Origin of the sequence: Buchnera aphidicola (Cinara piceae) (genome assembly GCF_900699035.1) — a bacterium.
GTDB classification, from domain to species: domain Bacteria; phylum Pseudomonadota; class Gammaproteobacteria; order Enterobacterales; family Enterobacteriaceae; genus Buchnera_F; species Buchnera_F aphidicola_AV.
This window is the reverse complement of the sequence record NZ_LR217739.1, coordinates 179707-194504: the sequence shown is the minus strand read 5'-3', so window position 1 is coordinate 194504 and position 14798 is coordinate 179707. Positions and strand designations below refer to the sequence as shown.

8 protein-coding genes, 3 tRNA genes and 1 rRNA gene are annotated in these 14798 nt (G+C 23.2%); 2 read left to right on the top strand and 10 right to left on the bottom strand.

The genetic code is table 11. The features are described from left to right. Positions 1-151: 151 nt before the first annotated feature. From BUCIPICE3303_RS00825 to BUCIPICE3303_RS00800, 6 genes are all read right to left on the bottom strand, one after another. Positions 152-709, bottom strand: coding sequence for a nucleotide exchange factor GrpE (locus tag BUCIPICE3303_RS00825; RefSeq protein WP_154049226.1), 558 nt, complete (start codon positions 707-709; stop codon positions 152-154). Positions 710-795: 86 nt separating this feature from the next. After that, a tRNA-Asp gene (locus tag BUCIPICE3303_RS00820) sits at positions 796-869 on the bottom strand. Positions 870-951: 82 nt separating this feature from the next. Continuing rightward, on the bottom strand, positions 952-1656 hold the full coding sequence (gene dnaQ / locus BUCIPICE3303_RS00815) for a DNA polymerase III subunit epsilon (RefSeq protein WP_154049225.1): 705 nt from the start codon (positions 1654-1656) through the stop codon (positions 952-954). 212 nt (positions 1657-1868) lie between these two features. After that, a tRNA-Ala gene (locus BUCIPICE3303_RS00810) sits at positions 1869-1941 on the bottom strand. 13 nt (positions 1942-1954) lie between these two features. After that, a tRNA-Ile gene (locus BUCIPICE3303_RS00805) sits at positions 1955-2031 on the bottom strand. Between the two features lie 58 nt (positions 2032-2089). Then, a 16S ribosomal RNA gene (locus BUCIPICE3303_RS00800) occupies positions 2090-3649 on the bottom strand. Between the two features lie 431 nt (positions 3650-4080). Between BUCIPICE3303_RS00800 and argS the strand changes: the two genes are divergently transcribed. After that, positions 4081-5796, top strand: a complete 1716-nt coding sequence (gene argS / locus BUCIPICE3303_RS00795) for an arginine--tRNA ligase (RefSeq protein WP_154049224.1) — start codon at positions 4081-4083, stop codon at positions 5794-5796. Between the two features lie 31 nt (positions 5797-5827). On the opposite strand, the gene BUCIPICE3303_RS00790 is transcribed toward argS, so the two are convergent. From BUCIPICE3303_RS00790 to BUCIPICE3303_RS02120, 3 genes are read right to left on the bottom strand one after another with little or no spacing between them, the layout of a single operon-like run. Beyond that, positions 5828-7909 (bottom strand): flagellar biosynthesis protein FlhA, encoded by a 2082-nt coding sequence (locus BUCIPICE3303_RS00790; RefSeq protein WP_154049444.1) that lies wholly within the window; start codon positions 7907-7909, stop codon positions 5828-5830. A 30-nt stretch (positions 7910-7939) separates the two neighbouring features. Next, a complete protein-coding gene (locus BUCIPICE3303_RS02125; protein WP_269772950.1) occupies positions 7940-8623 on the bottom strand; it encodes an EscU/YscU/HrcU family type III secretion system export apparatus switch protein in 684 nt (227 codons plus the stop codon). A gap of 2 nt (positions 8624-8625) precedes the next feature. Then, positions 8626-9051, bottom strand: a complete 426-nt coding sequence (locus BUCIPICE3303_RS02120) for an EscU/YscU/HrcU family type III secretion system export apparatus switch protein (RefSeq protein WP_154049222.1) — start codon at positions 9049-9051, stop codon at positions 8626-8628. Positions 9052-9423: 372 nt separating this feature from the next. Here BUCIPICE3303_RS02120 and proS point away from each other — a divergent pair, with 372 nt between their 5' ends. Then, entirely contained in the window at positions 9424-11019 is a 1596-nt protein-coding gene (gene proS, locus BUCIPICE3303_RS00775) for a proline--tRNA ligase (protein ID WP_154049221.1), read from the top strand. Positions 11020-11135: 116 nt separating this feature from the next. Here the strand turns inward: proS and dnaE are convergent, their stop codons facing one another. Beyond that, complete coding sequence (gene dnaE, locus BUCIPICE3303_RS00770) at positions 11136-14612, bottom strand: DNA polymerase III subunit alpha (RefSeq protein ID WP_154049443.1); 3477 nt, start codon at positions 14610-14612, stop codon at positions 11136-11138. Positions 14613-14798 lie beyond the last annotated feature (186 nt).

Below are 14798 nucleotides of genomic sequence, written 5' to 3'. Positions count from 1 at the left end.
TTATATTTAGCTTTTTTATTAAAAAATGTTTTTTTTTTGTTACTTTTTTTTTATTAATATACAATATTTTTTTCCTTATATTCATAAATATTTAATATTACAACTAAGTATATAATAAATTATATACAAAAATATTAAATAAATATCAAATTTAATTTGATTTGTCTTGTGATACTGAAACTAAAGCAGGCCTTAATAATCGATTATGTAATGCATATCCTTTTTGAATAATACATGTAATAAAATTATTTTTATATTTTCCCGAGAAATCAATAGATATGGCTTGATGAAAATCAGGGTTAAAGGGAACATTAATAGAATTAATTATTTCAATATCATATTCTTTAAATATAGATAAAAATTTTTTTTGAATATTTTGTAATTCTATGTCTATAGTAGAATTACTATTGTTTGAATTATTTAATGTATTTATCGTTGCTTCAATACTATCGATAATCGGTAAAACCAATAGAAAATTCTTTTCTAAAGAAAAATTATATGTATTATTAATTTTTTTTTGTAATCTCTTTTTAAGTTTTAATATTTTATCTTTATATATAATTGATTTATTTAAAATATCTTTTTTTAAATTTAATAATTTTAATTTTTTTTTATTTAATCGTTTTTCATCAATTATTACATCTTGATCTGATAAATTATTATTTTTGACACCTGAAGATGAATTACTAATAATATCATTACAATTCATAATTATATTTCCAAATTTTTTATATAAAAAAAATATTATTTATAAAACAAAATGAATAAAAATAGGTATATAAAAAAATAATTTTACGGTGCGGACGGGATTCGAACCCGTGACCCCCGGCGTGACAGGCCGATATTCTAACCAACTGAACTACCGCACCAATATTTAATTTATTAAAATATATATTTTATATTTATTTATTAAACTAGTCAAGAAAAACAATAAATAAAATAATTATTAATTTAAAATTTTTTTTTAATTATTTTGATATATTTTTTATGTTTTTTGTTTTCTGAAGAATTGGCAAATAAAACTTTTAATGGGAAAAATACTTTACTTTTTTTTAAATGTGTTAAGTTGATTGAACAAATATTTTTTGAATTAAATTTAATTTTTTCTTGTTTACTTGTCATATATAAATATAATTTCATTAATATTTTAGCATCTAATAATGCATTATGTAATTCTCTATTAACGTTTATCATCTTATATCTTTTACATAAAGCATCTAAACTATTTTTTTTTCCTGGAAATATTTTTCTTGCAAGTAGTAATGTATCTGTAATAGTACTAAATTGACTTATTTTTTTAATTCCATAATTTAATTTACTAAATTCATAATCTAAAAAACTAATATCAAATATCGCATTATGAACTATAATTTCTGATTTTTTTATAAAATTAAGAATATCTATATATACTTCATTAAAAGTTGGTTTATCTAGTAAAAAACTATCAGAAATTCCATGAATTTTGTATGCTTCTTTGTCAATCTTTTTTTTAGGGTTTAAATAAAAATGTAAATATTTTCCTGTATATTTTCTATCAATAACTTCAATTATACCTATTTCAATGATCTTGTGATTAAGATATAAACAACCGTGTTGATTCATCCCTGTGGTTTCTATATCTAATATTACTTTTCTACTAGGATTGATATTATTCATATGTCAAAATATTTAAAATAAATTAATTAAAATAAAATTTATATATAAAATATATAAAAATATAAACTTTTAAAGTAAAATGTTTTTATTAAAAAAATATATATTTATTTATATAAATAAAAAAAATTATTATTAAAATAAAAAAATGAAATAAAATGAAGTGAAATGAAGTGAAGTGAAATGAATTGAATTGCATAGAAATAAAAAAATAATGGAGCTAAGCGGGATCGAACCGCTGACCTCCTGCGTGCAAAGCAGGCGCTCTCCCAGCTGAGCTATAGCCCCTTTTTTTTAAAAATGGTAGGCCTGAGTGGATTTGAACCACCGACCTCACCCTTATCAGGGGTGTGCTCTAACCGGCTGAGCTACAAGCCTGTTTTACTATAAATCAAAAAATTTATGTGGGCACGATCCAATTAAATATTTTTTATTTTAAGGAGGTGATCCAACCGCAGGTTCCCCTACGGTTACCTTGTTACGACTTCACCCCAGTTATGAACCACAAAGTGGTAGGCACCCTCCTAAAATTTAGGTTAGGAAACCTGCTTCTTTTGCAACTCACTCCCATGGTGTGACGGGCGGTGTGTACAAGGCCCGGGAACGTATTCACCGTGACATTCTGATTCACGATTACTAGCGATTCCGACTTCGTGGAGTCGAGTTGCAGACTCCAGTCCGGACTACGATACACTTTATGAGGTTTGCTTGTCTTTGCAGATTAGCTTCTCTTTGTATGTACCATTGTAGCACGTGTGTAGCCCTGGTCGTAAGGGCCATGATGACTTGACGTCGTCCCCACCTTCCTCCGGTTTATAACCGGCAGTCTCTCTTGAGTCCCCGGCCGAACCGATGGTAACAAAAGATAAGGGTTGCGCTCGTTGCGGGACTTAACCCAACATTTCACAACACGAGCTGACGACAGCCATGCAGCACCTGTCTCATAGTTCTCGAAAGCACTTCTATATTTCTATAAAATTCTATGGATGTCAAGACCAGGTAAGGTTCTTCGCGTTGCATCGAATTAAACCACATGCTCCACCGCTTGTGCGGGCCCCCGTCAATTCATTTGAGTTTTAGCCTTGCGACCGTACTCCCCAGGCGGTCGACTTAATGCGTTAGCTTCAGAAGTCATTTCTCAATGGATACAACCTCTAAGTCGACATAGTTTACAGCATGGACTACCAGGGTATCTAATCCTGTTTGCTCCCCACGCTTTCGCACCTCAGCGTCAGTTTTCGTCCAGGAGGTCGCTTTCGCCACAGGTATTCCTCCAGATATCTACGCATTTCACCGCTACACCTAGAATTCTACCTCCCTCTACGAAACTCTAGTTATTCAGTTTCAAATGCAGTTCCTAGGTTAAGCCCAGGGATTTCACATCTGACTTAAATAACCGCCTACGAGCTCTTTACGCCCAGTAATTCCGATTAACGCTCGCACCCCCCGTATTACCGCGGCTGCTGGCACGGAGTTAGCCGGTGCTTCTTTTTCAGGTAACGTCAGTTAATAATGATTTTAGCATTATTCTTTTCTTCCCTGATGAAAGTACTTTACAACCCTAAGGCCTTCTTCATACACGCGGCATAGCTGCATCAGGCTTTCGCCCATTGTGCAATATTCCCCACTGCTGCCTCCCGTAGGAGTCTGGACCGTGTCTCAGTTCCAGTGTGGCTGGTCATCCTCTCAGACCAGCTAGAGATCGTTGCCATGGTAAGCCTTTACCTTACCATCAAGCTAATCTCGTCTGGGTTCATCTAAATGCGCAAGGTTCTTAAATAATAACAAGAATCCCCTGCTTTAGTTTCTCAACATTACGCGGTATTAGCCACCGTTTCCAGTGGTTGTCCCCCTCATTTAGGTAGATCCCCAGATATTACTCACCCGTTTGCCGCTCGCCGGCAAAAATATAAATATTTTCCCGCTGCCGCTCGACTTGCATGTGTTAGGCTTGCCGCCAGCGTTCAATCTGAGCCATGATCAAACTCTTCATTTACGTATAACTATTTTATTACAATATTAATTTTTTTTAACTAAAATTAATAATGAATAATTTGTATCTGAATATTTAATTTTCATGTGCCCACATAAATTTTTTGAAGTATTTTTTTAAAGAACATTTTTATTACAAGATCTATATTATCTTGTTTTAAAAAAAAGTCAACATATTTTTTAAAATTTATATAAATACTATCTGATGATTAGTAATTTATATTATTTAATTAATTAACTAAATAAATTTTATATTTATAAAAATATTTTATTTCATTAATATAAATGATTTATCAATATTATCATATTTCATAAAATTAATAAAAATATATATTTTTACAACTGTAATTAATTATTATATAATAATTTTTATATATTTTACATATATTATATTAACAATATATATAGTATCTTGATAATTAAACAGGTAAATATATGAATATTCAAATTTTTTTAACAAAAAAAATAAAAAAAATATGTATAAAATATGGTATCTCAAAAAATTTTGATCCCATCATTCGAAAAAATACAAAAAAAAATGAAATTGATTATCAGATCAATGGAATTATTAAATTAAAAAAAAAAATATTATTATCTCCATATGAATTGTCAATAAAAATTGATAATTATATGAAAAAATATAACATTTTTAAAAAAATATTTATATCTAAACAAGGATTTATTAATATAACTTTAAAAAATGATTGGTTATGTAAATATATAAATAAAATGTATATTTCGAAGAATTTTAATATTTCTAAAAAAAAAAAAAAAATAGTAATTATCGACTATTCTTCACCAAATATAGCTAAAGAAATGCATGTTGGACATTTACGATCTACTATATTAGGAGACGTAACAGCTCGAGTAATGAAGTTTTTAGGAAATAAAGTTATTAGACAAAATCATATTGGTGATTGGGGGACGCAATTTGGAATATTAATTACTCAATTAAAATTAAAATCGCATAAATCTATCCATAATTTTGAAAAATTCTATAAAAAAGCATATTTATGCTATAAAAAAGATTCAAAATTTATAAAAGAAACACAAAAAAATGTAGTTAAATTACAAAATAAAGATAAAAAATGTCTCAAAATATGGAATATATTAGTAAATAAAACTATAAAAAAAAATAATTTAATATATAAAAAACTAAATGTTTTACTTAAAAATAGTGATATTAGAGGAGAAAGTTTTTATAATTTTATGTTACCAGAAATTATTTCTGACTTAAAAAAAAAAAAAATAGCAGTGAATTATAATGGATCGGTTATCGTATTCTTAAAAAAATTTAAAAATCGATTAGGTAAAAATATGGGAGTTATTATACAAAAAAAAGATGGAGCATTTTTATATACAACAACAGATCTTGCTTGTATAAAATATCGATGCAATATATTAAAAGCAGACCAAATCATTTATTATACTGATAGTAGACAAAAACAACATTTACTTCAGGTATGGGAAATAGCAAAAAAAGCAAAATATATAACAAAAAAAACATTATTAGAGCATCATTCTTTTGGAATGATTTTATGTAAAAATAATAAACCGTTTAAAACGCGTGACGGTAAAACAATTAAATTAATAGATTTATTAAATAAAAGTATTTCTAAAGCAAAAAAACTAGTAAGAAAAAAATACAAAAATATGAATAAAAATGAAATACAAAAAATTTCAGAAAATATTGGAATAGGTGCTATAAAATATTTTGATTTATCAAAAAATAGAACATCTAATTATATATTTGACTGGAAACAAGCATTATCATTAAATGGAAATACTGCTCCTTATATACAATATGCATATACCCGAATCCAGTCAATTATTAAAAATAATAAATCAGATTATAATGTTAACTTAAATAACATAAAAATATTCACCGATTTAGAAAGACAGTTAATATTAACTATTTTACAATTTGAAGAAATTATATTCATCTTAGAAAAAAATGGAACTCCTCATTTAATGTGTAACTATTTATACGATATAGCTGGAAAATTTTCAATCTTTTATGAAAACTGTCCAATTTTATCCGCAAAAGAGAAACACATCAAAATAAGTAGAATAAAATTATCTATTTTAACAGCTAAAATTATTAAAAAAGGTTTGTATTTATTAGGTATAAATACAGTGCAAAAAATGTAAATAAAATTTTATTCTTGTAAAAATAATTTGATTATTTACCTACTATATAAATAAATTTTATAATACGATCTTCAGAAATTTCTGAAAATGATAAAACTGTTAATTCCGGAATATTTATACAAAATAATTTCGATAATAAAATACGCAACTGAGGAAGAACTAATAAAACAATTGGTAAATTATCTTTTTTTTGAAGTGAAACAGATAATTGAGTTTTTTTGATTAATTTTTCAGAAAAAACAGGTTCTAATACATGATTTTTATCATCAATACATTTTAGCAGTATATCTGTAATATTAGAACTTAATCCAATAGCATTAATATATTTATTTTTTAAAAAAAATTTTTGAGTAATAAAGTTGCGTAATGCAATACGAGTAACATCAGTTAATTTTTCTATATCATTTTTCAAAATAGAACCATTTTCGATTAAAGTTTCTAAAATAGTTCTAATATCTTTAATAGATATATCATCTTTTAGTAAATTTTGTAACACACCCTGTAAAACAGTTACTGATATTATATTAGGAATTAAATAATCAACTAGCTTTGGATAATTTTGTGATACACGATCTAATAATTGTTGAGTTTCTTGAAAACCAAATAATTCATATAAATGTTTTCTTATAATTTTATCAAAATGTGTAATAATGACCGTAATAGGATCTACGATTACTAATTTATTTTTTAAAATATCTTTTTTTAAATTAGAATCAATCCATAATGAAGGAAAGTTAAAAACTGGTTCTATTACTTTTATACCTGGTATAGCAATACTATTATTAGAACGATTTATAACTAATAATTTATCTAAATAAATATCACCCGAACTAATTTCCACTCCTTTAATTAATATTTTATATCTTCCTTTTTCTAACTTATGATTATGAATTAAATGAATATCAGGTAGTAAAAAACCAAAATCTTGAGCAATATTTTTTCTTAGTTTATATAGATTTTTTAATAAATTATCATATTTATCTTTATAAATAGATTTTAAAAAAATAGAACTTAATTCTAAAGTAGTTAATGACTCGAATTGAATATCATTCCAAGTTAAATTTAATATTTTTTTTTCTTTAAAAATAGATTTTTTATCAAAAGTTCTTTTTGTACATTGTTTATTATATAAATACCATGATAATATAAATAAATTAATTGTAAAAAACAAAAAAATGAAATTTGGCATACCTGGAATTAAACTAAATATAAAGAAAATAACTCCACTAAAAAAAATTACTTGAGGATTATTAAAAATTTGACTAATCATTTGTTCACTAATACTAATTTTTTCAGAACTAACATGCGTCAAAATAACACCTGAAGCAATTGATATAATTAAAGAGGGGATTTGAGCTACTAAACCATCCCCAATAGTCAAAATACTGTATATTTTGGCCGCCTGTAAAAATACCATATTATGTTGAAAAATTCCTACTATTAAACCACCTATAATATTTACTACCATTATTACAATTCCAGCAATAGCATCTCCTCTAATAAATTTACTCGCTCCATCCATAGAACCATAAAAATCAGCCTCTCTATGTACATTGAGACGTCTTATTTTTGCTTCTTGTTCAGAAATAATACCAGCATTTAAATCAGCATCTATGGCCATTTGTTTTCCCGGCATAGCGTCTAAAATAAATCTTGCTCCCACTTCTGCAATTCTTCCAGATCCTTTAGTTATTACTAAAAAATTTATAATAACTAAAATAATAAAAATAACAATACCAATAAAAAAATTTCCACTAATTAAAAAAAAACCAAATGATTCAATAACATGTCCAGCAGAAAATGATCCAAGATGACCATTTAATAAAATAATTCGTGTAGAAGCAATATTTAACGATAATCGTAATAAAGTTGAAAACAATAAAACAGATGGAAAAGAAGAAAAATCTAGAGTTCTTGTAGTAAACATAGCAACAATCAAAATAATTATAGAAATAGCTATGTTTAAAGTAAAAAATAAATCTAAAACAAAAGATGGAAGAGGTAAAATAAGCATACATAAAATTATTAAAATTAGTAATGGGGCAAATAAAGAGCTAAATGTATAATTATTAATTTTTTTAAAACGATGAAATAAAAAAAATATTTTATTTATCAAAAATTTATTCTCCTAAAAAATAATTTATTAATTATCAAAAAATATAATAGGCTTAACTGGATATGTACCGCCATATTTTTTCCAATATTTTAATTGCCAAGCCCAGGATAAAATTTTTGCAATAGATATATATAAATTACTTGGAATATAACTTCCAATAGAAGAATTATTATACAAATATATAGCTAAAGAATTTGAAATAAATATAGGAATATTATTCTTCTTTGCAATTTTTATAATCTTTGCAGATAAATATCCTACTCCTTTAAATAATACCGTAGGTGAAGACATACTTTTTATTTCATATTGTATTGCAACAGCGCAATTTATAGAATTAAAAATAATTACATCAGACTTTTTTAAATCAAAAATAGAATATTTTTTTGATAATTGTTGAGTTAATGATCGCATTTTTTGTTTAATTAAAGGATTTCCTTCTAGTTCCTTATATTCATCTTTTACTTCTTGTATAGTCATACGTAGATTATTTAAATACTGAAAATATTGTAAAATTGCATCTATAATAGCAATAAAAAAAACAAATATCATTAATATACGGGTAAATTTAAAAAGAAAATAAAAACCGTAAAATATACTATTTAATAATGAATAAGAATAAAATTGATTTATTTTAGAAAAATTATCCCATATATAATAAAGAGACATAAAAATGATTATTATTATTTTCAATAAAGTTGAAAAAAATTCTATAATTATATTTGAAATTTTTTTTTTTTAATATTACTAACAACATCAATAAAATTTAAATTAATTGTGATAAATTTTATGCTTATTATTTCCCCGTAAATTAAAATAGGTGAAAATATTAATATAAAAAATATCCCTAAAAATAAAATTGAAAAAAATAAAACAAAATTTTTTATATTTTGTGATAAAAAAATAAATAATATTTTATATTGATTAATAATGTTATTTTGAAATGTTAAACTAGATATAAATAATTTTAAAAAATATAAAAAAATTTTTTTTTTATTTACAACCAATAAAAATAAAAAAAATAATAATATGAAAAAAGAATTTAAATCATATGAATATTTTATTTCTCCATTTTCCTTATACTTTTCAATTTTATACGGTGTTGCATCTTCAGTTTTATCTTCATTTGAGTTATAATTCATATACTATACCTATTTAAAAATTTATTTATTATGTAAATTAATAAGAATATTACTAATAAAATTAACTATGTTTATTTAATTTTTAATATAATTAAATTGTTTATTTATTATAAATTTTATTTTAAAATTTTTTTTATGAAAAATAAAAAAATATAATATTTATGATTTATAAAAATAAATTATATTATATACTGTATTAAAAATACTTCTCAAATTATAATAGATTTTTATAATTATTAAATAATAAAATTATTATGCATTATCTGTATAGATACATTTCTATAATTATTTATAAAATATAAAGTGAATGAATTCATGAATTTTATTATAAATAAAATTTAATAATCTATTTTATATTCTGGATAAAAAATTATGTATACAACAAAATATTTACTTTCTACAACGAAAGAAACACCAAAAAATACAGAATCTATTAGTCATCAACTTATGTTAAGATCAGGAATGATCCGTATGTTATCTGCTGGGATATATACATGGTTACCATCTGGAAACAGAGTAATAAAAAAAATTATAAATATAATTTCTAATATATTGGATCAATATGGATATATGGAAATTTGTATACCAATTATACAACCAAAAAAACTATGGAATCAAAGTGGAAGAGCAAAATTATACGGAGAAGAATTAATAAATATTAAAGATCGTAGAAAAAAAAAATACATATTAAGTCCAACGAATGAAGAAGCTATCAATTATATTTTTTCTCAAGAAATCCATTCATATAAACAGTTACCTATTGTATTGTATCAAATACAAAAAAAATTTCGAGATGAAATAAGACCAAGATTCGGTGTAATCAGATCCATAGAATTTCTTATGAAAGATGCTTATTCTTTTCATATAGATAAAAATTCATTAAAAAAAACATATGAAAAAATGAAAAAAATTTATATAAAAATATTTAAAAAATTTAAACTTAATTTTAAAATTGTTAAAACAAATTCAAAAATTATGGGTGGATCTATATCACATGAATTTCATGCTATCTCTAATGCTGGAGAAGATACAATTATTTTTTCTAAAAACTCTAAATATGCTGTAAATGCCAATCAATTTAATATACAAAAAAACAAAATAAAAATTTATATAATAAAAACGAAAAAAAATCAAACACAATATACGTCTGCTATATTATTAATGCGTAAAAATGACCCTTTAAATATAAAAAATCTAAAAAATATAAATATTCTAGAATATCCTTTAAAATTTATAAAATCTAAAAAAATAATTTTATCACATAAATTAACTAATAATAAAAAAATATTTATTTTAGCTGATTCTAAAATAAAAAATATGCCATATTTTATTTTAAAAAAAAATCCATTATATTCAAATTTCATTCCTATTTTATGGAATAAAAAAATTATTTTTAATAAAATTATTGATATAAAAAATGTTAATAAAGTTTTTTATTATGATACAAAAGAAGAAATATTAAAAAAGAAAAATAGTATAGAAATTGGTCATATTTTTCAAATTGGCAGAAAATATTCTAAAAATATAAATTTTTCAATTCAAGATAAAAATAATAATAAAAAATTATTAAATATGGGTTGTTACGGGATAGGAATTAATAGAATTATATCATCAATTATAGAGCAAAATAATGATGAAAATGGAATTATCTGGCCTAAATGTATCGCTCCATTTCAAATATTTATTATTCCAATAAATATGCATAAAAATGATGAAATCCAAAAAATAGCAACATTAATTTATGAAAAATTGATAAACAAAAAAATTGATGTTTTATTTGACGATAGAAAAGAAAATATAGGAAAAATGTTTGCAGATATGAATTTAATTGGCATTCCCTATGGAATTATTATTAGCCATAAAACAATAATATCAAAAGAAATTGAATTTTATTCACGTAGAAAAAATTTAAAAAAAAGAATTCTAATTTCTAAAGTTGTTGCGTTTATAAAAAATAAAATAAAATAATTTTTTATAAAATAAATAAGAATAAATATAAATAATAAATGTATATAAATAATTATCAATTCTTTATATAAATAAATTTTATAAAAAAATTTAATAAAATTTTTTATATTAAATATTTACTTAAAAAAATTTAATTTAATTATTATATTCTTCTTAAATATTTTTAAATAATTTAAAAAATTATTATCAGGATATATCATATATTTTATATTAAATAACTTATGCTGTATAGCATATTGGGGGGGTTGAATAAATTTTAACAAAACGGTTCCTTTATTAACTTTATTGGTTAAATAATTATATATATAATTAAATATATTTTTATCTTTTATACAATTATTTCTAATATATATTTTTATAATACGTATTTTTTTTAATCGAAATTTTTCAATATTATAAATTTTATCTACTAATACTCGTGACCTATTAGTAAAGGAATCAAATGATAATTTGCCTATAATTACAATAATCATATTTTTTTTATAAAACTCTTTATCTAATAAATCATTGTCATTATGAAACAAAAAAACATCTAAACGACTATAATAGTCATCTAAAGTAATAATATAAAATTTATTTTTATTTTTAGTAAATGCCAATTTAATAGAAAAAATCATACCTGAAAGTACAACATCACTATTTTTATTTTGTAATATACAATCATATAATTTGATCCCGTTAGTATAATAATTCATTTCTTTTAAAAAATTTTTAACAGGATGAACAGTTAGATAAAAACCTAAAATTTTTCTCTCCCATTTTAATATTTTTGAAATAAAACCATAAAAATTTATTTTATATACTAATTCCTTTTTTTGATTATTTTGCATTAATACTTTTTGTGATATAAAATCATTTAATTGAAATAAATCATTTTGTTGAGAACAAATAGATAAAATCTTTTGTTTAACAATTTTTATAGTATATTCAATATTATTAAATAATGTAACCCGGCATAAATTAAAACAATCACATGCACCAGACATAACTAAAATTTCAAAAATATGTCGTGTTATTTTTTTTAAATATAAACGCATACAAAAATCTAAAAAATCAGTAAATAAATTATTACTTTTTTCTCTTTCACTAATAATAACATCAATTGAAGACTTACCTAATCCTTTGATAGCCCCTAAACCATATATTATATCTCCATATTTATTAATAGAAAAAGAATAATTACTAAGATTTATGTTCGGGGGGATAATAATTAACTTCATTCTATGAGCATCATAAATTAAGTTAACTATTTTATTAGTATTCATCATGTCTAAAGTCATAGCAGCAGCCATAAATTCAGAAGAATAATTTGCTTTTAACCACAATGTTTGATAAGATATCAACGCATAAGCAACTGAATGTGACTTATTAAAACCATAAGCAGAAAATTTTTCTAATAAATCAAATATTTTTTTTGATAAATTCAAACAAATAGAATTTTTTAAAGCACCTTTTTGAAATAAAGTACGTTGATTATACATTTCTTGAGGATCTTTTTTAGCCATTGATCTTCTTAAAATATCCGCTTCACTAGGAGAAAAACCTGATAAAATCTGAGAAATTTGCATAACTTGTTCTTGATATAAAATTATACCATATGTTGATTTTAAAATAGGTTTTAACAATTTATGTTGCCATCTATAATCTGGATAAGAAATTATTTCTTTTCCATGTTTACGGTTAATAAAATTATCTACCATTCCTGATTGCAAGGGACCTGGACGGTATAGTGCAATTAAAGCTATAATATCTTCAAAAGAAGATGGTTTTAAGCGTTTAATTAAATTTCTCATTCCTATCGATTCTAGTTGAAAAACAGATATTGTTTCAGATTTATTTAATAATAAAAAACTTTTTTCATCTTTTAAATTAATTTCATTAAGAGAAAACTTTTTTTTATTTTTATGTATATTTTTTTTATTAATAATATTAATAATCATTTGAATCATTGTTAATGTTTTTAAGCCTAAAAAATCAAATTTAACTAAACCTATAAATTCAAGGTCATTTTTATCAAACTGTGTAATTTGATTTTCTCCTTTACTATCACATAATACAGGAACAAAATCAGATATTTTTGTAGGTGAAATTACTACACCACCCGCATGTTTTCCAATATTACGAGTTACTCCTTCTAATTTCTTAGCTATATCAATTAATATTTTAATATCATTATTATGATTATATAAATCCATTAATTCTTTTTGAATAAAAAATGCTCTTTTTAGATTCATTTTTGGATCTAGAGGAATTAATTTGGAAATTTTATTTATTAAACCATATGGATAACCAAGAACTCTTCCTACATCCCTAACAACAGCTTTAGCTGCCATTGTTCCAAAAGTAATAATTTGCGAAACAGAATTACGACCATATTTTTCTGAAACATGATCAATTACTAAATCTCTTTTTTCCATACAAAAATCAACATCAAAATCTGGTAAAGATACACGATTAGGATTTAAAAAACGTTCAAATAATAAATCAAATTGTAAAGGATCTATTTCTGTAATATTTAAAGAAAAAGATACTAAAGATCCAGAACCAGAACCTCGACCAGGACCTACTGGTATATTATTATTTTTAGCCCATTGAATAAATTCCATAACAATAAGAAAATAACTAACAAAACCCATTTTTTTGATAATACATAATTCATATTCTAATCTAGAAAAATATAATTTTTTTTTAATTAATCGTTGACTTTTATCTGGGAATATATTGATTAAACGTAAATTTAACCCCTTTCTCGCCTTTTTTATAAAAAATTGATAAATATCTATTGACCCTGTAGGAAATATTGGTAAAAAATAAGATCCAGCAGGTATAATAACATTACAGCGTTTTGAAAGTTCAACACTATTTATAATTGATTCCGGGTAATCATAAAATATATTGATCATATCTTTTTGACTTTTTAAAAACTGATTTTTAGTATATTCATAAATAAATGTCGAATCTGTAATAGTTTTTTTCTTATAAATAGCTACTTTAATTTTATGAACTTTAAAATCATTTCTTGTTAAAAATACAACTTCATTAGTCGCAATAATTGGTAGGGAATACAAATGAGAAATATGTTTAATATATTGAATATATTCTTCCTCTCTAATTCTACCTAATCTAGAAATTTCTAAATAATAATGATTTGGAAAATATTTTTTATAAAATGCAATACAGAGATCTAATGAATGTAAATCATTATTTAAGATACATTGACCAACATCTCCTTTCATCCCGCCAGATAAAACTAATATACCTTTTTTAAATTTTAATAAATTATCTATACTTATTGTTAACCCGAAATTATCATTATATCCCAATTGATATGATTCAGATAATAATTCAATTATATTTTTATAACCATAATTATTTTTAGCTAATAGAGTTAAATTAAATTTAAAATCAGTAATAATATTTGATAAAACGATAATATCTATACCAATAATTGGTTTAATACCCGCTTTAAAAGCAGAAGAATAAAATTTAATAACACCATGTAAATTATTTAAATCAGATATTCCTAATGATAACATATTTATTTTTTTAGCATATTCTACTAATCTGTCTATTTTAATCAATCCATCCGTCATAGAATAATCGCTATGAACTCGTATATGTACAAAATTTTTCACTTATTTAAATAACCTAAAGTAATAATATAAATTAACTATAAAATAAATATTTCAATAAAATAACTATATACTAAATTTTAGTAATTATATAAATATATATTTTACTATAAAATCTTGATATCTAAGAATTTTATTAATATTAAT

Bases quoted from the DNA above. Each gene is read 5' to 3' on its own strand.
- BUCIPICE3303_RS00825 (WP_154049226.1), bottom strand. From the start codon at position 709: ATGAATTGTAATGATATTATTAGTAATTCATCTTCAGGTGTCAAAAAT.
- dnaQ (WP_154049225.1), bottom strand. From the start codon at position 1,656: ATGAATAATATCAATCCTAGTAGAAAAGTAATATTAGATATAGAAACC.
- argS (WP_154049224.1), top strand. From the start codon at position 4,081: ATGAATATTCAAATTTTTTTAACAAAAAAAATAAAAAAAATATGTATA.
- BUCIPICE3303_RS02120 (WP_154049222.1), bottom strand. From the start codon at position 9,051: ATGAATTATAACTCAAATGAAGATAAAACTGAAGATGCAACACCGTAT.
- proS (WP_154049221.1), top strand. From the start codon at position 9,424: ATGTATACAACAAAATATTTACTTTCTACAACGAAAGAAACACCAAAA.
- dnaE (WP_154049443.1), bottom strand. From the start codon at position 14,612: ATGACGGATGGATTGATTAAAATAGACAGATTAGTAGAATATGCTAAA.